Genomic DNA, 21,103 nt, shown 5'->3' with positions numbered 1-21,103 from the left:
CGGGAAGCCTAGTACGAAGGGCGATCTGGCGGACCGGGGCGGCCGGTCAGGCGTCTCCCTCAAGCTCCATGGGGAACCGACGGCCGGTCAGGCGTCTCCCTCGCGTTCCGCGAGGAACCGCTCGAATTCGCGGCCGATCTCGTCGGCGGACGGCAGGTCGACCGGCTCGGCGACCAGATTGCCCCGGGTCTCGGAACCCGCGACCGCGTCGTACTGGTGCTCAAGGCCTTCGACGAGCGAGACGAGCTCCTCGTCCCCCTGGTCGATCTGCCGGTCGATCTCGCTCTGGGTCCGGTGGGCCTCCGTGCGCAGCGCGTGGGCGACGGTCGGCAGGACCAGGCCGGTAGCCGCAGTGATCGACTCCAGGGCGGTGAGCGCCGCGTCCGGATAGGCGGAGCGGGCGACGTAGTGCGGCACATGGGCGGCGACGCCCAGGACGTCGTGTCCGGCCTCCATCAGCCGGTACTCCACCAGGGCCTCGGCCGAGCCCGGCACCTGCGCCTCGTCGAACGGGCTGCGGTGGCCGGGCATGAGGTCCGTGCGGTTGCCGTGCGGGGTCACGCCGACGGGACGGGTGTGCGGGACACCCATCGGGATGCCGTGGAAGTTCACCGCCAGGCGGACACCGAGGCGCTCGACGATCTGCTCGACGGCGGCGGCGAAGCGCTCCCACTCCACATCGGGCTCGGGCCCGGAAAGCAGCAGGAAGGGCGCGCCGGTGGCGTCCTGGACGACCCGGACGTCGAGCGTCGGGGTCTCGTAGGCCGCCCAGCGGTCGCGCCGGAAGGTCAGCAGCGGGCGCCGCGCGCGGTAGTCGACGAGCCGGTCGTGGTCGAAGCGGGCCACGACCTGGTGCGGCAGCGTTTCGAGCAGTCCGTCGACGATCTGCTCGCCGGTCTCACCCGCGTCGATGTATCCGTCGAAGTGGTAGAGCATGACCAGGCCGGCCGACTCCTGGGCGAGCGCCATGTCGACGACGGCCAGCCCCTTCGGCTCCCATTCGTACAAACTCTGCGGATCAGGCACTGTTACCGCTCCTCCTCGTGTTCCTAGAGCAGAACGTCCAGCAGGGCACGGGCATTCCCGGACCGTGCCCCCTCACCCGGTGGTTCATGCCAGAACCCATGCGAGAACGCGGACGTAAAGCGCCGTCACCGCCTTCCGCGCGGACATGAACGCGCCGCGCTGCCAGGCATCCGTGCGGCCGAGGCGATCACCCGCGAAGCAGACGTGCCCGGCGGCCCGGTCGAGGGAGCGAAGGCAGGGGCGTCGAGGCCGTCGGAGAGCGAATGCCAGGCCGTTCCCAGGCGCGGGGGCTGGCGCCAGTGGTGGGAGAGGGACGAGACGAGTTCCGCACGGCACTTGTCGCCGTGGATCTCCACGCCCTGCGCTACCACGCGCGCCTCCCGCTCGCCCGGGGTGAGCGCGGCGCACACGTCGGCCTCGGCGGTGCGGTAGCGCACCGGAGCCCTCATCCCTCTTTGAAGATATAGGCGTTGACGTTCACGTCGGTGAACACCTCGACGGGGAAGCAGCGTTCGCGACAGCAGTCGAGAGTGACCACCCACTGCGGAATCCGGGCAGCCTTCCCCTTCAGCGCGATGTCGCTCCTGCCGGGGCACGAAAGGTTGCCGGGATCCCGGCAAGGGCGCGCTACGAGCCGTCAGTTACCCGCGTATCCCGCTGGTTTCCCTCCCTCTCACCCCGCCCGATGCCCCACGAACAATGGTCCATACCTTGACACGACCACACCCCATCCCTACCGTCACTGGGCAGCACGTTCAGACACTCGCCCCATATTCATGTACGGGAACGTCTTGAACTCCTTCGACGGAAGGCACCCCCATGCACATCCGTACGCTGCTCCCCGCCCTGCTGGCCACCTCGCTCGCCACCGGCGGTCTCGCCCTCGCCTCCACCACCGAAGCGAACGCGGCGGCGGTCATCGAGGTGAGCACCGCCGCCCAGCTCAAGTCCGCCCTCACCGCCGCGTCCCCCGGCGACACGATCCGGCTCGCCGATGGCACGTACACCGGCAACTTCAAGGCGACCGTCCCCGGCACCGCCTCCGCCCGGATCACCCTCACCGGCTCCGCCAGGGCCGTCCTCACCGCCGGCGGCGGCTATGGGCTGTACCTCAACGGCGCCTCCTACTGGACCGTCCAGGGCATCACGGTCACCGGCGGCCAGAAGGGCATCATGTCCGACACCGCCACCGGAGTCGTGATCGACTCGGTGACCGTGCACGACCTGGACATGGAGGGCGTCCACTTCCGCAAGTCCAGCAAGAACGGTGTCATCAAGAACTCACGGATCTACGACACCGGGCACGACGGCCGCGGCATGGGCGAGGGCGTCTATGTCGGCACGGCGGGCGATCTCTCCGACAGGAGCGACCAGGTCCAGATCCTGAACAACACGATCGGGCCGGGGGTCGGCGGCGAGAACGTCGACATCAAGGAGGGCACCACCGGGGCGAAGATCATCGGTAACACCTTCGACGGCAGCGGGCTGACCGGCGCCAACTACGACGATTCCTGGGTCGACGTGAAGGGCAACAACGTCCTGGTCGACGGCAACAAGGGGACCCGTACGACCAACAACGGCTACGAGACCCACACCCAGCAGAGCGGCTGGGGCTGCGGCGCCGTCTTCCGCAACAACACCTCGGATCTGTCCGGCTCCAAGGGCGACAGGCGGATCGCGTTCAACGTCACCAACTACAGCACGAGCTGCCCGACCACCGTCTACAGCAGCAACACGGTGACCGGCGGCAAGGGGCTGACCAACATCACCGTGACGCCGTAACGGCCCGCGTGGACGGCCGCGGACACAAGTGAGGCCCGTTCCCCGAAGGGAACGGGCCTTACTTTCAGCTACGGCGATCAGTCACCGGCCGGAGGGGCAGAGCGTCAGCTCTGGCCGCCCGCCAGCTTCTCGCGCAGGGCAGCCAGGGCCTCGTCCGACGCCAGGGCGCCGGAGTTGTCCGCGGACTCCGAGGAGTACGAGCCGCCACCGCTGCCGCCGGAGGCAGCCGGGGCGCCACCGGCCGGGGCGGCAGCGCCCTCGGCAGCAGCGGCCTCGTCGGCCTCGCGGGACTTGATGACCTGGGCCTGGTGCTGCTCGAAGCGCTGCTGCGCCTCGGCGTACTGCGTCTCCCACGCCTCGCGCTGGGTCTCGTAGCCCTCGAGCCAGTCGTTGGTCTCGGGGTCGAAGCCCTCGGGGTAGATGTAGTTGCCCTGGTCGTCGTAGGACGCGGCCATGCCGTACAGGGTCGGGTCGAACTCGACCGACGCCGGGTCGGCACCGAAGGACTCGTTGGCCTGCTTCAGCGAGAGGCTGATGCGGCGACGCTCCAGGTCGATGTCGATGACCTTGACGAAGATCTCGTCGTTGACCTGGACGACCTGCTCCGGGATCTCCACGTGGCGCTCGGCCAGCTCGGAGATGTGGACCAGACCCTCGATGCCCTCGTCGACGCGCACGAACGCACCGAAGGGAACGAGCTTGGTGACCTTACCGGGAACGACCTGCCCGATCTGGTGCGTACGGGCGAACTGCTGCCACGGGTCTTCCTGCGTCGCCTTGAGCGACAGCGAGACGCGCTCGCGGTCCATGTCGACGTCGAGAACCTCGACGGTGACTTCCTGGCCGACCTCGACAACCTCGGAGGGGTGGTCGATGTGCTTCCAGGACAGCTCGGAGACGTGCACGAGACCGTCGACGCCGCCGAGGTCCACGAACGCACCGAAGTTGACGATCGAGGAAACGACGCCGGAGCGGACCTGGCCCTTCTGCAGGGTCGTGAGGAACGTCTGGCGGACCTCGCTCTGGGTCTGCTCCAGCCAGGCACGGCGGGACAGGACCACGTTGTTGCGGTTCTTGTCCAGCTCGATGATCTTGGCTTCGAGCTCCTTGCCCACGTAGGGCTGGAGGTCGCGCACGCGGCGCATCTCGACGAGGGAGGCCGGCAGGAAGCCACGGAGGCCGATGTCGAGGATGAGACCACCCTTGACGACCTCGATGACGGTACCGGTGACGATGCCGTCTTCTTCCTTGATCTTCTCGATCGTGCCCCAGGCACGCTCGTACTGAGCGCGCTTCTTGGACAGGATGAGGCGGCCTTCCTTGTCCTCCTTCTGGAGAACCAGGGCCTCGATCTCGTCGCCGACCTTGACGACCTCATTGGGGTCGACGTCGTGCTTGATCGAAAGCTCGCGGGAAGGGATGACGCCTTCGGTCTTGTAACCGATGTCGAGCAGGACCTCGTCCCGGTCGACCTTCACGATGACGCCGTCGACGATGTCGCCGTCGTTGAAGTACTTGATCGTCTCGTCGATCGCGGCGAGGAAGGCTTCCTCGTTACCGATGTCGTTGACCGCTACCTGCGGGGTGGTGGCGGTGGTCTCGGTGCTGCTCGTCATGTGGGAAAGGGCTCCGGTACGGACGGTGAGTCGTAGGTACTGCTACGCCGGGAGCCCGTATCGCCTCCGCTGAAGCCGGACAGCCCGGGAAGCACCCGACCCGCCGAACGGGAGGCGCCTCGTGAACCGAGGGGACATACAACAGACGCGAGCGCGGCCTGCTAGGTCTGAGGCGCGCAGGCTCGCAGCGCAACTTGTAGCATACGGGGGCAGCCGGGCGCGGTCAATGCGCGAAGGCGCACACCCGGGGCACAACAGCCCATATCCGGCACAATTCGTGTTCCCCGAGGCCACATCGGCCCCAGGAGATAATCCGTGGGAACGGAGCCGTACGGACAGCTGCCCCTGGGTACACACCGCGTGCGGCGGGGTGAAGGCAAACTACAACGACGGGCACGATGAGCCAAGAGATCTACGCGGCCGAACCCGAAGCGACTCGCCGCGACGCCTCGGAAGCCGAGAGCAGCCGGGCCAGTCGCGGCTGGTGGGACCGGAACGCCGACGAGTACCAGAGCGACCACGGCGCCTTCCTCGGCGACGACCGTTTCGTCTGGGGGCCGGAGGGGCTCGACGAGGCCGAGGCCGGTCTGCTCGGCCCCGCCGAGTCGCTGAGGGGCCTGGACGTCCTGGAGATCGGCGCGGGCGCGGCGCAGTGCTCGCGCTGGCTGGCCGCCCGGGGAGCCCGTCCGGTGGCCCTCGACCTCTCGCACCGGCAGTTGCAGCACGCGCTGCGGATCGGCGGCGGGGTCCCCCTGGTGGAGGCGGACGCGGGCGTGCTGCCCTTCCGCGACGGCTCCTTCGACCTGGCGTGTTCCGCGTACGGCGCGGTGCCGTTCGTCGCCGACCCGGTACAGGTGTTCCGCGAGGTGCACCGGGTGCTGCGCCCCGGGGGCCGCTGGGTCTTCTCGGTGACGCATCCGATCCGCTGGGCGTTCCCGGACGAGCCGGGGCCCGAGGGGCTCTCGGTCGCGGCCTCGTACTTCGACCGCACCCCCTACGTAGAGCAGGACGAACGGGGCGACGCCGTGTACGTCGAGCACCACCGGACGCTGGGCGACCGGGTGCGGGACGTGGTGGCCGGCGGTTTCCGTCTGGTCGACCTGGTCGAACCGGAGTGGCCCGCCTGGAACCACCAGGAGTGGGGCGGCTGGTCCCCGCTGCGCGGGAACCTGATCCCGGGCACGGCGATCTTCGTCTGCGAACGGGACCGACGACGCGACTGACGCGGCTTCCGCTACCGGGAGCGGTCTCGGGTGCGGGCGCTGGAGCGCGCCGTACGAGACTGGGGGCGTGATCCGTACCGACGCCCTGGACCAGTTGCCCGTACGCACCGCTGTGCCCGCCCTGGAGCGGGCGCTCGACGACCGCGGTGTCGCGGTGCTGTGCGCGCCGCCCGGCACCGGCAAGACGACCCTCGTACCGCTGGTCCTGGCCGGTCTGACCGGTGGCGGGCCGGTGCGCCGGGTGGTGGTCGCCGAGCCGCGGCGGATCGCGGCGCGGGCGGCGGCGCGGCGGATGGCCTGGCTGATCGGGGAGCGGGCCGGCGGGCGGGTGGGGTTCACGGTCCGCGGGGAGCGGGTGGTGGGGCGCGACACCGTGGTGGAGGTGGTGACCACCGGGGTGCTGCTTCAGCGGCTGCAGCGCGATCAGGAGCTGGCCGGGGTCGACGCGGTGATCATCGACGAGTGCCATGAGCGGCATCTGGACGCGGACACGGTCGCCGCGTTCCTTCTTGATGTGCGGGAGGCGATCCGGCCCGACCTGCGGCTGGTGGCCGCGTCGGCGACGACGGACGCGGCGGGCTGGGCGCGGCTGCTGGGCGATGCCCCCGTGGTGGAGGCACGGGGTGTCTCGCATCCGGTGGAGGTGGTCTGGGCGCCCCCCGCCTCGCCGGTGAGGCCGCCGCACGGGATGAGGGTCGATCCGGCGCTGCTGACGCATGTCGCGGCGACGGTGCGCCGGGCACTGGCCGAACGGGACGGCGATGTGCTGTGCTTCCTGCCCGGTGTCGGCGAGATCGGGCGGGTGGCGGGGCAGCTGGCGGGAGTGACGGCCGAGGTGCTCCAGGTGCACGGCCGGGCTCCGGCCGCGGTGCAGGACGCGGTGCTGGCCGGGTCGTCCGGGAGCCGGCGGGTGGTACTGGCGACCTCGGTGGCGGAGTCGTCCCTGACGGTGCCCGGGGTGCGGATCGTGGTCGACTCGGGGCTGGCCAGGGAGCCGCGTACCGATCACGCGCGGGGGCTGAGCGCGCTGACGACGGTGCGGGCGTCGCAGGCGGCGGGGAGGCAGCGGGCGGGCCGGGCCGGGCGTGAGGCGCCGGGGGCGGTGTACCGGTGCTGGGCACAGGCGGAGGACGGGCGGCTCGCGCGGTTCCCGTCCCCGGAGATCAAGGTCGCGGATCTGGCGGCGTTCGCGTTGCAGGCGGCGTGCTGGGGCGATCCGGACGCGTCGGGGCTGGCGCTGCTCGATCCGCCGCCCGCGGGTGCGATGGGCGCGGCGCGCGAGGTGCTGCGGGCCGTCGGCGCGGTGGACGCGGACGGCCGGGTCACCGACCGGGGCGTACGAATGTCCCGGCTGGGCCTGCATCCGCGGCTGGCGCGGGCGTTGCTGGACGGCGCCACCGAGGTGGGCGGGCGGCGGGCGGCCGAGGTGGTGGCGCTGCTGAGCGAGGAGCCGCCGCGGGAGTACGGGGACGATCTGGCGGGCGCGCTGCGCACCGCCCGGCGGGGCGGCGACGGGTATGCGGCGCGCTGGCGGCAGGAGGTCCGGCGGCTCTCCTCCTCGGTCCAGGACGCGGGCGGGGGTTCGGGCCCGGACGACGGAGCCGTCGGTCTGGTGGCCGCCCTGGCGTTCCCGGAGCGGGTGGCGCGGGCGCGCGGCGAGGGGGCGTTCCTGATGGTGTCGGGGACGGGTGCGCAGGCGCGGGACGGGTCGGCGCTGCGCAGTGCGCTGTGGCTGGCGGTCGCGGTCGCGGACCGGCCCGCGCACTCGGCGTCCGCGCGGGTGCGGCTCGCCGCCGTCATCGACGAGGACACGGCGCGGACGGCCGCCGGGCATCTGCGGTTCGCGGGCGAGGAGGTCCGCTGGGCCGGCGGCGATGTGGTGGCCCGCAGGGTGGAGCGGCTGGGTGCCGTCGAGCTGTCGGTGCGCCCGCTGAAGGAGCCGGCGCCCGAGTTGGTGCGCGAGGCGCTGATCGAGGGGCTGCGGCGCGAAGGGCTCGGGCTGCTGCGCTGGACGCGTGACAGCGAGCAGTTGCGGGAACGGCTCGCGTTCGTTCACCGGGAGTCGGGGGCGCCCTGGCCCGATGTGACGGACGGTGCGCTGCTCGACCGTGCCGGTCAGTGGCTGGAGCCCGAGCTGTCGCGGGCCCGACGGCGTTCCGACCTGGCGCGGATCGACGCCGGGCAGGCGCTGCGGCGGCTGCTGCCGTGGGCGACCGGTGAGGCGGCCCGGCTGGACGAGCTGGCGCCGGAGCGGATCGAGGTGCCGAGCGGCTCCCGTATCAGGGTGGAGTATGGCGGGGCGCAGCCCGTACTCGCGGTGAAGCTCCAGGAGCTGTTCGGCCTGCAGGAGACTCCGAGGGTGGCCGGGGTGCCCGTACTGGTCCATCTGCTGTCCCCCGCCGGCCGCCCCGCGGCGGTCACCGCGGATCTGGCGTCGTTCTGGCGGGACGGCTACCGGGCCGTGCGGGCGGAGCTGCGGGGCCGCTATCCGAGACATCCGTGGCCGGAGGACCCCACGACGGTGGAGGCGACCCGGTCCACGAAGAGGGCCCGGCGATAGGCGGCGCGGGACCCGCTCCCGCCTGCCGCCGGGCGCTCCGGGGCCCGGCTCAGGCGGGAGTGGGTTCCGGGTCCGGGGCGGGTGCCGTTGTCGCGTCCGGCAGCTCGCCGTCCGGGCGCCGGGAGCGTGCCTCCAGCCACAGGGCGAGCGCGAGCAGTCCGACCCCGAGGACCAGGAAGCCCCAGGGCAGGTACGAGGTGAGCAGCAGGACCAGCAGGCGCTGGGACGTGACCAGGGCGACGATCGAATCGACGTAGTCCTCGCGCATCTTCACATGCCCGGCGAACACGGTGACGGTGTCCTGGGGCATGCCCATCGCCTTGGCGTTCCGCAGCTCCTCCTTGTGGATCTCCTCGCCGTTGACGGGCGCTCCGGTGACCGGGTCCACCCAGAACATCCGCTTGGTGGTGTACCAGCGGGTCATGCCCGTCTTCGCGATCTGTTCCGGGGTGACGCCCTTGATGGGCATCTTCTTCGGCATCGGGACCTTGGTCCACGGGATGGTCTGCTCGAAGTAGTAGACGTCCATGCCGTGGAAGGTGCGGGTGCCCTTGTAATGGATGGGCGAGCTGGTGCGGGCCTGGGCGTCGAAGTACTCGTAGTCGCGTTTCTGGGTGAGGAAGGGCCACTTGAACTCGATGCCCTCGCGCCTGACCGGGTCGCCGTCGACCGATTCCCCGGTGGCGTGGACGGGGGCCTGGCTGTGCGCGTCGAAGATGTAGCGCTCGGGGATCTCGGAGACCATCTTGCCGTCCGGACCGACCACATAACTGAGGGCGTCCCAGACGACGACGTCGCGTCCGGCGCTGCGCTCGATCTTCTCGGACTCCTCCACATTGCCCTTGAGGGTCTGCACGATGGTGACCTTGGGGACCCGCTTGACCTTCATGTTGTCGTTGTAGTCGAGGAGGGTGGCGGGTTTCGCCTCCAGCACCGTCTCCTGGTACTGACTGGGCGGGATCTTCGCCAGCCTCGGGAAGGCGTACCAGCGCAGCAGGGGCGACATGGCGGCGAAGAAGACGGCGAAGGCCAGGAGTACGAGGCTGGCTCGGCGGCGCATGGTGGTGCCCTCCCTCAGCTTCTGTTGCTTCTTCCGGTGGCTAGTTCTTGGGGCCCGGGACGGTGGTCAGCAGAGGTTTGGGCGAGGTTTCTCCGGGCGGGGCGCCGATGGCGCTGATGGTGAGGACGAGCGCGAGGGCTGCGGCCAGTCCGATGGCGGCGGCGACGAAGGCACGCATGCCGGTCCTCCCGGAGAGCGCGTATCTGATGGGTCGTCAGGGTTGGGGCACCGTAGCAACGCGGGCGCGAGATGAGAACACGTAGGACAGCCCCTCTGCCGGGTGGTGGCGGAGGGGCTGTCCTGGCATGCGGCCGGGCGGGTCAGGCGGCGGGCGGCTCCGGGGCCTGAGACGCCGTCGGGGCCTCGATCTTGAGCTCGATGACGACCGTGGCGCCGCCCTCGGTGGTGAGGCGCAGCTTGTACGTGCCCTCGGTGTCGTCGGCGTAGATCTTCGGGAGCTTCAGGATGCCGTCGGCGTCGGTCGTGAGGTCCGTGAGGGTACGGACGGTCTTGCCGTCCGCGTCCTTGAAGTACGGGCCCTTGTCGTTCTCGTCCGGCTGCTCGGCGTCGGTGATCACGGTGGCGGTGACGGCGACCCCGGGTGCGATCGCGTCCTTGTAGGTGGCCTTGACCTCGACAGTGTCGGCGAACGCGGTGCCGGGCGCGGCGGTCAGTGCCTTGTCGTCGGTCCTGGCGATCGCGTCGGCCCGTCGGGCGGTGACGGTCGCGGAGTAGGTGACGGCCGGAAGTGAGCGGCCGGTGGCGACGGCCCGCACCGTGAACTTCCCCGTCGTCTCGCCCGCCTTCAGCACCGGGGCGGTGACCGTGCCGTCGGCTCCGGTGAGGAGGGTGACGGCGGTCTTCCCGCCGGTGAAGGTGGCGTCCGTGTCACCGGCGACGGTGAAGGTCACGGAGACCCTGGCGAGCGGGCCGCCGAGGCTGTTCCTGGCCCGCACCTTGATCCGCTCGGCGAACGCGTCGCCCGCGGTGGCGGTCAGCGGGCCGGTGCCGGCGTTCTCCACACCCGCGAGGGTCTGCGACGGCGTGGGGGTGGGCTTCGGGGGCGGGGTGGTCGTGCCGCCGCCCGGCTTCGAGGGGTCCGGGCTCGGCTTCGGCTTCGGCTTCGGCTTGGTCGTTTCGGACGGCGAAGGGGACGGAGTCGGGCGGCCGGGGCCGGGGCTCGGATCCGTACCACCGCCGAGGCCGGGCGGGACCGCTCCGGTGCCGTCGGGAATCTCGTGGGTGCCGCGCTTGTAGTAGTCGAACCAGGAGCGGACCGTACGGAGATAGGCGTCCGAGTGGTTGTAGCTCAGGACCGCCCGGTCGAGATCCGCGGCGACGGACAGATCACGGGAGCCGGCGCAGAGATAGTGTCCGGCGGCGAGCGCCGCGTCGTAGATGTTGTTGGGGTTCTTGCGGCCGTCGCCGTTGCCGTCCTGGCCCCAGGTCGCCCAGGTGGACGGGATGAACTGCATCGGGCCGACGGCACGGTCGTGGGTCGAGTCCCCGTCGTACACCCCGTTGTCGGTGTCCTTGATCATGGCGAAGCCCCGGCCGTCGAGGACCGGGCCGAGGATCGGGGAGAACGTGGTGCCGTTCGCGTCGACCCTGCCGCCGCGGGCATGGCCGGACTCGACCTTGCCGATCGCGGCGAGCAGTTGCCACGGCAGCCGGCAGGCGGCGTCGCTGCCGGCGAGGTTCTGCTCGGCCTTCTTGTACGCGGCCAGGATCGAAGCCGGTATGCCCGATTCCGCGCTGCCGGTGACGGGGAGGTTCGTGCTGGTCCCCGGTTTGTCGGGGGTGTTCAGCGGGGGCAGGTCCGTGTAGTACGGCGAGTTGCCGGTGGCCGCGCCGCTGTCGGGCGAAGGTGCCGTTCCGGTGGACTGCGGGTCGCTGCTGTCGCCGACCAGCGGTGTGCCGGGGGCTCCCGAGGCGGAGAGCGCCGCCACAGCGACGGCGGCCACAGCGGTGGTGGTCGCCCCCTTGCGAAGTCGGCGACCGAATTGCGCTGCCATACCTCAGGTCCCTCCCCGTCGATGATTGTCCGCGCTCCCCAGCGCCAGGACTCAGGCGACCCTACGGCAACTTGTGCCGCCAGGACACTGCGCCTTGACCGGTTCTTACCTGTTTTTCACGTTCCGGACAGCGAGTTGTACGGCTGGGGCCGGTCGGAGGCCGGAGGCTGCTCGCGCATACTGGCCGCCATGCCGTTCACACTCAGTCATGCCGCCGCCGTGCTGCCGGGGATGCGGCGGAACGGAACGGCGCGGGGCCCGCTGCTCGCCTCGGCCCTCGTCGCGGGTTCGTTCGCCCCCGACATGACGTACTACGCGGACACCGCGATCCCGGGCGCCATGGAGTTCGGCCAGGTCACCCACTCGGTAGGGGGCGTGTGCACGGTCGATGTGCTGATCACTGCGGCGGTGGTGGCGCTGTGGCTGCTGCTGCGCGAACCGTTGGTGGCGTTGCTGCCGGAGGCCTGGCAGGGACGGGTCCATGCCTTCGTGAGGGGGCGGCGAGCTACTTGGCGCGTCCGGGACGGCGGGTGGTTCGTGCTGTCGGCGGTCCTCGGGGCCGCCACCCATGTCGTCTGGGACGCCTTCACGCATCACGACCGGTGGGGTGTGCGGCTCATCCCGGTGCTCGGCGGGAGCGTCGGCGGATTTCCCGTGTTCCAGCTGGTGCAGTACGGCAGTTCGGCGGCGGCACTGGCGGTGCTCGCGTGGTTCTCGGTTTCGGGGCTGCGGCGGGCGGGGGCGCGCCCCCGCCCGCCGTCCGTGCCGGTGCTGGGCCGTGGCGGGCGGTGGGCGGCGGGCGCGCTGCTGGGCGTCTGCGTACTGCTCGGCGTCGTGCACCGGTGCGCACGCTGGTACGCGCATTTCAAGCACATCGACACCCCGCTGGACATCATCCCGACCGCCTGCTTCGGCGCGGGGGCGGGGTTGGTGGTGGGCCTGGTGCTGTACGGGACGTGGATACGGCTGCGGCGTACGCACGCGTCCGCTCCCCCGGTCGCCGCCGGACGGGCCTGATTCCTCCGGGGCCCGGCCGGCGCCCGGCCCGTCCGGCGCACCGGCGCGTCAGTGCGCGGCGGACTCCCAGTCCGTACCGACGCCGACCGAGACGTCCAGCGGGGCACTCAACTGCACGGCCGTGGACATCTCGTGACGAAGGATCTCCTCCACCTGCGCCCGCTCGCCCTCGGCGATCTCCAGGACGATTTCGTCATGGACCTGGAGCAGCATGCGGGACTTCAGCTTCCGCTCGGTCAGCGCCCGGTCGACCTGGAGCATGGCGACCTTGACGATGTCCGCCGCCGTGCCCTGGATCGGGGCGTTGAGCGCCATCCGCTCGGCCATCTCGCGGCGCTGGCGGTTGTCACTGTTGAGGTCGGGGAGGTAGCGGCGGCGGCCGAAGACCGTCTCCGTGTAGCCGGTGGCCCTGGCCTCCTCCACCACGCGGTGCAGGTAGTCACGCACTCCGCCGAACCGCTCGAAGTAGGTGTCCATCAGCCCGCGTGCCTCGCCCGCCTCGATGTTCAGCTGCTGGGACAGGCCGAAGGCGGAGAGCCCGTACGCGAGTCCGTAGCTCATGGCCTTGATCTTGCGGCGCATCTCCGGGTCGACGGCGGACTTGTCGACGCCGAAGACCTGCGAGGCGACCGTGGTGTGCAGGTCCTCGCCGGAAGTGAACGCCTCGATCAGGCCGGCGTCCTCGGAGAGATGGGCCATCACCCGCAGCTCGATCTGGCTGTAGTCGGCCGTCATCAGCGTCTCGAAGCCCTCGCCGACGACGAAGCCCCGGCGAATGGCCCGGCCCTCGTCCGTACGGACCGGGATGTTCTGCAGGTTGGGGTCGGTGGAGGAGAGCCGGCCGGTCGCCGCCACCGTCTGGTTGAACGTGGTGTGGATACGGCCGTCGGCCGCGATCGTCTTGATCAGGCCCTCGACGGTGACCCGCAGCTTCGCCTGCTCGCGGTGGCGCAGCATGATGACCGGCAGCTCGTGCTCGGTCTGCGCGGCGAGCCAGGCCAGGGCGTCGGCGTCCGTCGTGTACCCGGTCTTCGTCTTCTTCGTCCTGGGCAGGCCCAGCTCGCCGAAAAGGACTTCCTGGAGCTGCTTGGGCGAACCGAGGTTGAACTCGCGGCCGACCGCGGCGTGCGCCTCCTTCACCGCCTGCTGCACCGCACCGGCGAACTGCTGCTCCATGCCTTCCAGATGGGCCCGGTCGGCGGCGATGCCATGCCGCTCCAGACGGGCCAGCAGAGCGGACGTCGGCAGCTCCATGCCGTGCAGCAGGTCCGTCGCGCCGACCTCTGCCAGCCGGGTGGTGAACGCGTCGCCCAGATCCAGGATCGCGCGGGCCTGCGTCATCAGGGCGTCGGCCTCGGCCCGGTCGTCGGCGCCGAAGGCCAGTTGCCCGTCGGCCGCCGCCGCGGGGGCCAGCTCCCGGCCGAGATACTCCACCGCCAACGCGTCCAGCGCGAAGGAACGACGGCCGGGCTTGACCAGGTAGGCGGCCAGCGCGGTGTCCATCGTGACGCCGTCGACCTGCCAGCCGTGCTCCGGGAAGACCCGCATGGCGCTCTTCGCGTTGTGCATGACCTTCGGCCGCCGCGCGTCGGCGATCCAGGCGGCGAACGCCTGCTCGTCGCCCTCGTCGAGCTCCGCGGGGTCGAACCAGGCCGCCGCTCCGTCGGCCGCGGCGAGCGCGATCTCGGTGACCGTGCCGGCACCCACCGCCCACGTGTCGACGGTGGCGACGCCGAGCGGCTGCCCGCCGTGCTCGGCGAGCCAGGGCGTCAGCTCGCCGGCGCCCAGCACCGCGCCGTCCAGCTCGACACCCGCGGCGGGCGCCGGGGCCTCGTCCTCGGCCGCGCCCGGGTCGACGGCCAGCAGCCGCTCGCGCAGACTCGGGTTACGGATCTCCAGGACGTCCAGCACACCCGTCACCGCAGTGCGGTCGTACGGCGCGCGCTCCAGATCCTGCGGGGTCTTCGGCAGCTCCACGTCGCGGACCATCTCGGTCAGCCTGCGGTTCATCCGCACCGCGTCCAGGTGGTCCCGGAAATTCTGGCCCGCCTTGCCCTTGACCTCCTCGGCCCGCTCCACCAGTTCGTCGAACGAACCGAACTGGTTGATCCACTTCGCGGCGGTCTTCTCGCCGACGCCGGGGATGCCGGGAAGGTTGTCCGACGGGTCACCGCGCAGCGCCGCGAAGTCCGGGTACTGCCGCGGCGTGAGCCCGTACTTCTCCTCGACCTTCGCCGGGGTGAAGCGCGTCAGCTCCGAGACGCCCTTGGTCGGGTACAGCACGGTGACGTTGTCCGTGATCAGCTGGAACGAATCCCGGTCACCGGTGACGATCAGCACCTCGAAACCGGCCGCCTCGGCCTGGGTCGCCAGCGTCGCGATGACATCGTCCGCCTCGAAACCATCGACCGCGAAACGGTCGGCGTGCATCGCGTCGAGCAGCTCGCCGATCAGCTCCACCTGCCCCTTGAACTCGTCCGGGGTCTTCGAGCGGTTCGCCTTGTACTCGGGGAACTCCTCCGAGCGCCAGGTCTTGCGGGAGACGTCGAACGCCACCGCGAAATGCGTCGGCGCCTCATCACGCAGCGTGTTCGCCAGCATCGACGCGAAGCCGTACACCGCGTTCGTCGGCTGCCCCGACCCTGTCGTGAAATTCTCCGCAGGCAGCGCAAAGAACGCCCGGTACGCCAGGGAGTGCCCGTCCATCAGGAGCAGGCGCGGTCGGTTGTCTGCGGTCTTCTTCGATGCCGTCTCAGCCACGCCCCCGATCCTGCCACGGACCACTGACAATCCCGACCGGGCATGGCACCCCGGACCCTCTGCCGGTGCACCCCGGACCCTCTGCCGGCGCCGCGTGACAAAATCGGGGACGCACACACACCGCGTCGATGCGTACGGCGCACCGCGCGGGTCCGCAGTCGGCTCTAAGGGGAGCGCACCATGGCCACGAAGCCGCCCGCAGATGACCCGGTCCAGGACGCGCCGCGGATCGAGCCGGCGCAGCACGCCGCCGCCGGACTGCCGGCCGTGGCCCACAGCCTGCTGATCGCCCAGCAGCAGATGGGCGTGCGGCGCACCGCGCAGACCCTCCTCAAGGTCAACCAGAAGAACGGCTTCGACTGCCCCGGCTGCGCCTGGCCCGAGGGCGACAAGCGGCACACGGCGGAATTCTGCGAGAACGGCGCCAAGGCCGTCGCCGAGGAGGCGACGCTGCGCCGGGTCACCCCCGACTTCTTCGCCGCGCACCCCGTCGCCGACCTCGCCTCGCGCAGCGGGTACTGGCTGGGCCAGCAGGGCCGGATCACCCAGCCGATGTACCTCCCCGAGGGCGCCGACCGGTACGAGGCGGTGACCTGGGAGCGCGCCTTCGGCATCATCGCCGGGGAACTGGGCGCGCTCGGCTCCCCCGACGAGGCCCTCTTCTACACCTCGGGGCGCACCAGCAACGAGGCCGCGTTCCTGCTCCAGCTGTTCGCCCGCGAATTCGGCACCAACAACCTCCCCGACTGCTCCAACATGTGCCACGAGTCCTCCGGCTCGGCACTGACGGAGACCATCGGCATCGGTAAGGGCAGCGTCTCGCTGGAGGATCTCCACCGGGCGGACCTGATCATCGTCGCCGGACAGAATCCCGGCACCAACCATCCCCGGATGCTCTCCGCCATGGAGAAGGCCAAGTCCGCGGGCGCGAAGATCATTTCGGTGAATCCGCTGCCCGAGGCCGGCCTGGAGCGATTCAAGAACCCGCAGACCCCGCTCGGCATGATCAGGGGCGCCGCACTCAACGACCTCTTCCTGCAGATCCGCATCGGCGGCGACCAGGCCCTCTTCCGACTCCTCAACAAACTGATCCTGGAGACCGAGGGCGCCGTCGACGAAGCCTTCGTGCGGGAGCACACCCACGGCTACGAGGAGTTCGCCGCCGCGGCCCGCGAAGCCGACTGGGAACAGACCCTCGCCGCCACCGGACTCGACCGCCGCGCCGTCGAAGAGGCGCTCGCCATGGTCCTCGCGTCCAAGCGCACCATCGTGTGCTGGGCCATGGGCCTCACCCAGCACAAGCACTCCGTGCCGACCATCCGCGAAGTCGTCAACTTCCTTCTGCTGCGCGGAAACATCGGCCGTCCCGGTGCCGGAGTCTGTCCGGTGCGCGGCCACTCCAACGTCCAGGGCGACCGCACCATGGGCATCTTCGAACGGCCCTCGCCCGAATTCCTCGACGCCCTCGACAAGGAGTTCTCGATCACGTCGCCGCGCCACCACGGCTATGACGTCGTCCGCTCCATCGAGGCCCTGCGCGACGGCGACGCCAAGGTCTTCTTCGCCATGGGCGGCAACTTCGTCGCGGCCACCCCCGACACGGAGGTCACCGAGGCCGCGATGCGCCGCGCCCGCCTCACCGTCCATGTCTCCACCAAGCTCAACCGCTCGCACGCCGTGACCGGCACCCGCGCGCTGATCCTGCCCACGCTGGGCCGTACCGACAAGGACGTCCAGGCGAGCGGCAAGCAGTTCGTCACGGTCGAGGACTCCATGAGCATGGTCCACGCCTCGCGCGGCAACCTCACCCCGGCAAGCCCCCACCTGCTCTCCGAGCCCGCCATCGTCGCCCGTCTCGCCCGCGCCGTCCTCGGCCCCGGATCCGCCACCCCGTGGGAAGAGTTCGAGAGGGACTACGCGACGATCCGCGACCGCGTCTCCCGCGTCGTCCCCGGCTTCGAGAACTTCAACGCCCGCATCGCCGCCCCCGGCGGCTTCACCCTCCCGCACGCCCCGCGCGACGAGCGCCGCTTCCCCACCGCGACCGGCAGGGCCAACTTCACCGCCGCACCCGTGGAATACCCCGAACTCCCCGAAGGCAGGCTGCTGTTGCAGACCCTGCGCTCGCACGACCAGTACAACACCACGATCTACGGCCTCGACGACCGCTACCGCGGCGTCAAGGGCGGCCGCCGCGTCGTCCTGGTCAACCCCGACGACGCCCGCACCCTCGGCCTCGCCGACGGCGCGTACACCGACCTCGTCAGCGAATGGAAGGACGGTGTGGAACGCCGCGCCCCCGGCTTCCGCATCGTGCACTACCCGACCGCCCGGGGCTGCGCCGCCGCCTACTACCCGGAGACCAATGTGCTGGTCCCGCTCGGCTCGAAGGCCGACACCAGCAACACCCCCGCCAGCAAGTCCGTGGTCGTCCGCTTCGAGAACGTCCATGGGGACTACACCCGCGGGGAGAAGGTGCAGGAGGAGAACGTGCAGGGGTAGAACGTCAGGAGGCAGGAGGTCCGGGGCGGAACATCCGAGGGCAGAACGTCCGGGGGGATCCGCACCCACAGCCCACTAAGCGTTCGCTCAGTCGTCTGATAAGAACGATGCACACAGCAATAAAGCTATGAATCACTGCAGACGATCGGAGCCGGACCCATGGGCGAGCACACCGCACCCAAGTTCCCCCAGGAGATCATCGACGAGTACGCCGCACTCGGCGTCGACCTGCCCGCCCTCTTCTCCGCCGGCCACCTCGGCGAGCGCATGGGCGTCACGATCGTCGAAGCCTCCGCGGACCGCGTCGTCGGCACCATGCCCGTCGAGGGCAACACCCAGCCGTACGGACTGCTCCACGGCGGCGCCTCCGCCGTCCTCGCCGAGACCCTCGGTTCGATCGGCTCCATGCTCCACGGCGGCGCCACCAAGATCGCCGTCGGCGTCGACCTGAACTGCACCCATCACCGAGGGGTACGCAGCGGCCTCGTCACGGGCGTCGCCACCCCCGTACACCGCGGCCGCTCCACCGCCACCTACGAGATCGTCATCACCGACGAGCACGACAAGCGGGTCTGCACCGCCCGCCTCACCTGCCTGCTCCGCGACGCACCGCAGGCCGACGCCGCCTGACCCGCCGAAACACACCGCACACCGCCACCGACACCGCTGCCCGGCCGGACCGCAATCCGGTCGGGCAGTGCCATTCCCGCCCACAACCACCTTCACAGAAGAAACAGTTGAGCAACCGAATCGGCCAACTCCCTTGACCGCGCGGATTGTTGTGTGGCCAACTCAGCACCCCAGCCGCACCGTCAGCGCGGTCCACACAGACAACACCGCGTCGACCACACCGCGCCAGATATAACACTGCGTAACAAGCGCGCCATGCGCACACACCTCCGCGCAGCACTCCGAACCCGGCCTCCGGACGCCGGGCGGCTCGTCGCGCCCTCACGGACCCTCCCCGGCCCACATCGCGCGACAGCAGCAAGATCGGCTCAAGCCCCTTAGCAGAGCTGCGCGTTCTCAGAATGCGGTCACTTCGCCGACCGGCAAAAAGCCGTACATGTCCGCACAGCCACCTCAAGCCTTCCTCAAGGGCATAACAAGACAGTCACATCCTGCGGCGGACCCATCCCCGACCACCACACCTGCGCCTAGAGTCACGGCCAGTCACCGCGCCGCCGGGCGCGTCTGCAGCACGGCCCTGTACCAACCAGTACGGCCCGGCGAACGACACGGCACCTCAAGCAGAGGAGGCCGCGCCAGGGAAAGGACCTTTCGTGCGACACCGTTCGTTGCTCATCCTCACCACAGTGCTCACCACCGGAGCGCTGACACTCACCGCCTGCGGGTCGCGCGACGACAGCAAGAACAGCAGCAGCGGCGACACCCAGACCGTCGTCATCGGCGTCGACGCGCCCATCACCGGCGACCTGTCCGCCCTCGGCCTCGGCATCAAGAACTCCGCGGACCTCGCCGCCAAGACGGCCAACAAGGACAAGACCGTCCCCGGCATCAAGTTCGAGGTCAAGCCGCTCGACGACCAGGCACAGCCCTCCGTCGGCCAGCAGAACGCCCAGAAGTTCATCGACGACGACACCGTCGTCGGCGTCGTCGGCCCGCTGAACTCCGGCGTCTCCCAGTCGATGCAGAAGCCGCTCAACGACGCCGGCCTCACCCAGATCTCCCCCGCCAACACGGGCACCGAGCTCACCCAGGGCGAGAACTGGAAGACCGGCGACAAGAAGCGCCCCTACAAGACCTACTTCCGCACCGCCACCACGGACCAGATCCAGGGTGCCTTCGCCGCGAAGTACCTCTTCAACAACGCGAAGATCAAGCAGGTCTACCTCATCGACGACCAGAAGCCCTACGGCGCCGGTCTCGCGGCCTCCTTCAAGAACACCTTCACCACCCTCGGCGGCAAGATCGTCGGCTCCGACCACGTCAACCCCGACGACCGCGACTTCAACGCCGTCGTCACCAAGGTCAAGAAGTCCGGCGCCAAGGCCGTCTACTACGGCGGCGAGTACCCCGCCGGCGCACCCCTGAGCCAGCAGCTCAAGGACAGCGTCCAGATCCCCCTCATGGGCGGCGACGGCATGTACAGCGCCGACTTCATCAAGCTCAACAAGAAGGCCCAGGGCGACATCGCCACCTCCGTCGGCAAGCCCGTCGAAGAACTCGACTCCGCCAAGAAGTTCATCGCGGACTACAAGACAGCCGGATACAAGGACGCCTACGAGGCCTACGGCGGCGGCACCTACGACGCCACCTGGTCGATCATCGAGGCCGTCAAGCTCGCCGTCGCCGACAACAACGGCAAGGTCCCCGACAATCTCCGCGCCAAGGTCCTCGACGCCATGAGCAAGGTCAAGTTCGACGGCGTCACCGGCCCCGTCTCCTTCGACGAATTCGGCGACACCACCAACACCATGATGACCGCCTACCAGGTCGACGGCGGCAAGTGGACCTCCAAGCTCAGCGAGCCCTACAAGCCGTAACCAAGCTCCCGGTCACACCTCGCTGACACACCAGACCGCGCGGGAGCGCCACCAGCGCTCCCGCGCGGTGCCATATCCGAACCACTCCACGGAGGCCCTGCGGTGAACGAACTGCCGCAACAGCTGGCCAATGGACTCATCCTCGGCGCGATGTACGGTCTCATCGCGATCGGTTACACGATGGTCTACGGAATCATCCAGCTCATCAACTTCGCCCACGGCGAGATCTTCATGATCGGAGGCTTCGGGGCTCTCACCGTGTACCTCTGGATGCCGGCCGGTGTCTCCCTCCTCGCGATCATCCCGCTCATGATCATCGGCGGCGTCATATGCTCCGTCGCCGTCAGCGCCGCGGCCGAACGCTTCGCCTACCGGCCCCTGCGCAACGCACCCAGACTGGCCCCGCTGATCACCGCGATCGGACTCTCCCTCGCACTCCAGCAGGCCATCTGGAAGTGGTACCCCGACGCCAAGAAGGACCGCTCCTTCCCCCAGTTCAAGGGCGAAGCGATCGACATCTTCGGCGCCCACATCCAACGCGGTGACCTCTTCGTCCTCATCACGGCACCCATCTGCATGCTCGCCCTCGGGCTCTTCGTCTCCAAGACCCGCTCCGGCCGCGGCATGCAGGCCACCAGCCAGGACCCCGACACCGCCAAGCTCATGGGCATCAACACCGACCGCATCATCGTCATGGCCTTCGCCATCGGTGCCGCGTTCGCCGCCGTCGCCGCCGTCGCCTACGGGCTCAAGAACGGCCAGATCGGCTTCAAAATGGGCTTCATCATGGGCCTCAAGGCCTTCACCGCAGCCGTGCTCGGCGGCATCGGCAACATCTACGGCGCCATGCTCGGCGGAGTCGTACTCGGCGTCGCCGAATCCCTCGCCACCGGCTACATGAGCAACGTCCCCGGCATGGAACTCTTCGGCGGCGGCGCCTGGAAGGACGTATGGGCCTTCGTCCTCCTCATCATCGTCCTGCTGCTCCGCCCCCAGGGCCTGCTCGGCGAACGCGTCGCGGATCGGGCGTGATAC

The 21,103-nt window shown here is 70.0% G+C and carries 15 protein-coding genes; 8 read left to right on the top strand and 7 right to left on the bottom strand.

Annotation, left to right across the window (positions count from 1 at the left end; genetic code table 11):
* Positions 1–87: 87 nt before the first annotated feature.
* Positions 88–1,026, bottom strand: a complete 939-nt coding sequence (locus tag ACZ68L_RS28370; RefSeq protein ID WP_469582040.1) for a PAC2 family protein — start codon at positions 1,024–1,026, stop codon at positions 88–90.
* Positions 1,027–1,151: 125 nt separating this feature from the next.
* Positions 1,152–1,475 (bottom strand): hypothetical protein, encoded by a 324-nt coding sequence (locus tag ACZ68L_RS28365; RefSeq protein ID WP_469582037.1) that lies wholly within the window; start codon positions 1,473–1,475, stop codon positions 1,152–1,154.
* A gap of 370 nt (positions 1,476–1,845) precedes the next feature.
* Between ACZ68L_RS28365 and ACZ68L_RS28360 the strand changes: the two genes are divergently transcribed.
* Positions 1,846–2,808 (top strand): right-handed parallel beta-helix repeat-containing protein, encoded by a 963-nt coding sequence (locus ACZ68L_RS28360; protein ID WP_469582035.1) that lies wholly within the window; start codon positions 1,846–1,848, stop codon positions 2,806–2,808.
* A gap of 104 nt (positions 2,809–2,912) precedes the next feature.
* Here the strand turns inward: ACZ68L_RS28360 and rpsA are convergent, their stop codons facing one another.
* On the bottom strand, positions 2,913–4,424 hold the full coding sequence (gene rpsA / locus ACZ68L_RS28355; protein WP_072483117.1) for a 30S ribosomal protein S1: 1,512 nt from the start codon (positions 4,422–4,424) through the stop codon (positions 2,913–2,915).
* 398 nt (positions 4,425–4,822) lie between these two features.
* On the opposite strand from rpsA, the gene ACZ68L_RS28350 reads away from it, so the two are divergent.
* Both ACZ68L_RS28350 and hrpB read left to right on the top strand, forming a co-directional pair.
* Entirely contained in the window at positions 4,823–5,647 is an 825-nt protein-coding gene (locus ACZ68L_RS28350; protein WP_469582033.1) for a class I SAM-dependent methyltransferase, read from the top strand.
* Positions 5,648–5,714: 67 nt separating this feature from the next.
* Entirely contained in the window at positions 5,715–8,207 is a 2,493-nt protein-coding gene (hrpB, locus tag ACZ68L_RS28345) for an ATP-dependent helicase HrpB (protein ID WP_469582030.1), read from the top strand.
* Positions 8,208–8,256: 49 nt separating this feature from the next.
* On the opposite strand, the gene pgfA is transcribed toward hrpB, so the two are convergent.
* The 3 genes from pgfA to ACZ68L_RS28330 all read right to left on the bottom strand — a co-directional run bounded on the left by pgfA (position 8,257) and on the right by ACZ68L_RS28330 (position 11,282).
* Positions 8,257–9,267, bottom strand: coding sequence for a cell envelope lipid trafficking protein PgfA (gene pgfA, locus ACZ68L_RS28340; protein WP_469582027.1), 1,011 nt, complete (start codon positions 9,265–9,267; stop codon positions 8,257–8,259).
* A gap of 40 nt (positions 9,268–9,307) precedes the next feature.
* Positions 9,308–9,445, bottom strand: coding sequence for an SPW_0924 family protein (locus tag ACZ68L_RS28335; RefSeq protein ID WP_351081551.1), 138 nt, complete (start codon positions 9,443–9,445; stop codon positions 9,308–9,310).
* 142 nt (positions 9,446–9,587) lie between these two features.
* Positions 9,588–11,282 (bottom strand): lytic transglycosylase domain-containing protein, encoded by a 1,695-nt coding sequence (locus tag ACZ68L_RS28330; RefSeq protein WP_469582025.1) that lies wholly within the window; start codon positions 11,280–11,282, stop codon positions 9,588–9,590.
* 189 nt (positions 11,283–11,471) lie between these two features.
* Here ACZ68L_RS28330 and ACZ68L_RS28325 point away from each other — a divergent pair, with 189 nt between their 5' ends.
* Positions 11,472–12,299 (top strand): DUF4184 family protein, encoded by an 828-nt coding sequence (locus tag ACZ68L_RS28325; RefSeq protein WP_469582022.1) that lies wholly within the window; start codon positions 11,472–11,474, stop codon positions 12,297–12,299.
* A gap of 48 nt (positions 12,300–12,347) precedes the next feature.
* Here ACZ68L_RS28325 and polA read toward each other — a convergent pair whose 3' ends face one another.
* The gene (gene polA, locus ACZ68L_RS28320; protein ID WP_469582019.1) at positions 12,348–15,059 is read right to left on the bottom strand and encodes a DNA polymerase I; all 2,712 of its coding nucleotides are present in this window, start codon (positions 15,057–15,059) and stop codon (positions 12,348–12,350) included.
* 180 nt (positions 15,060–15,239) lie between these two features.
* Between polA and ACZ68L_RS28315 the strand changes: the two genes are divergently transcribed.
* From ACZ68L_RS28315 to ACZ68L_RS28300, 4 genes are all read left to right on the top strand, one after another.
* Positions 15,240–17,561: an FdhF/YdeP family oxidoreductase gene (locus ACZ68L_RS28315; protein WP_469582017.1), complete on the top strand. Its 2,322-nt coding sequence runs from the start codon at positions 15,240–15,242 to the stop codon at positions 17,559–17,561.
* Between the two features lie 159 nt (positions 17,562–17,720).
* The gene (locus ACZ68L_RS28310; protein ID WP_469582014.1) at positions 17,721–18,191 is read left to right on the top strand and encodes a PaaI family thioesterase; all 471 of its coding nucleotides are present in this window, start codon (positions 17,721–17,723) and stop codon (positions 18,189–18,191) included.
* Between the two features lie 668 nt (positions 18,192–18,859).
* On the top strand, positions 18,860–20,068 hold the full coding sequence (locus tag ACZ68L_RS28305; protein ID WP_469582204.1) for a branched-chain amino acid ABC transporter substrate-binding protein: 1,209 nt from the start codon (positions 18,860–18,862) through the stop codon (positions 20,066–20,068).
* 102 nt (positions 20,069–20,170) lie between these two features.
* A complete protein-coding gene (locus ACZ68L_RS28300; protein WP_351081541.1) occupies positions 20,171–21,100 on the top strand; it encodes a branched-chain amino acid ABC transporter permease in 930 nt (309 codons plus the stop codon).
* The last annotated feature ends 3 nt before the right edge of the window (positions 21,101–21,103 follow it).

This window comes from Streptomyces sp. NPDC104309, from assembly GCF_055584025.1.
The sequence above is the reverse complement of the archived record's forward strand: the minus strand, read 5'-3'. Positions and strand labels throughout refer to the sequence as shown.

Excerpts from the sequence above, each read along its gene's own strand:
- ACZ68L_RS28365 (WP_469582037.1), bottom strand. The coding sequence starts at position 1,475 with ATGAGGGCTCCGGTGCGCTACCGCACCGCCGAGGCCGACGTGTGCGCC.
- ACZ68L_RS28360 (WP_469582035.1), top strand. The coding sequence starts at position 1,846 with ATGCACATCCGTACGCTGCTCCCCGCCCTGCTGGCCACCTCGCTCGCC.
- rpsA (WP_072483117.1), bottom strand. The coding sequence starts at position 4,424 with ATGACGAGCAGCACCGAGACCACCGCCACCACCCCGCAGGTAGCGGTC.
- ACZ68L_RS28350 (WP_469582033.1), top strand. The coding sequence starts at position 4,823 with ATGAGCCAAGAGATCTACGCGGCCGAACCCGAAGCGACTCGCCGCGAC.
- pgfA (WP_469582027.1), bottom strand. The coding sequence starts at position 9,267 with ATGCGCCGCCGAGCCAGCCTCGTACTCCTGGCCTTCGCCGTCTTCTTC.
- ACZ68L_RS28335 (WP_351081551.1), bottom strand. The coding sequence starts at position 9,445 with ATGCGTGCCTTCGTCGCCGCCGCCATCGGACTGGCCGCAGCCCTCGCG.
- ACZ68L_RS28330 (WP_469582025.1), bottom strand. The coding sequence starts at position 11,282 with ATGGCAGCGCAATTCGGTCGCCGACTTCGCAAGGGGGCGACCACCACC.
- ACZ68L_RS28325 (WP_469582022.1), top strand. The coding sequence starts at position 11,472 with ATGCCGTTCACACTCAGTCATGCCGCCGCCGTGCTGCCGGGGATGCGG.
- ACZ68L_RS28315 (WP_469582017.1), top strand. The coding sequence starts at position 15,240 with ATGGCCACGAAGCCGCCCGCAGATGACCCGGTCCAGGACGCGCCGCGG.
- ACZ68L_RS28310 (WP_469582014.1), top strand. The coding sequence starts at position 17,721 with ATGGGCGAGCACACCGCACCCAAGTTCCCCCAGGAGATCATCGACGAG.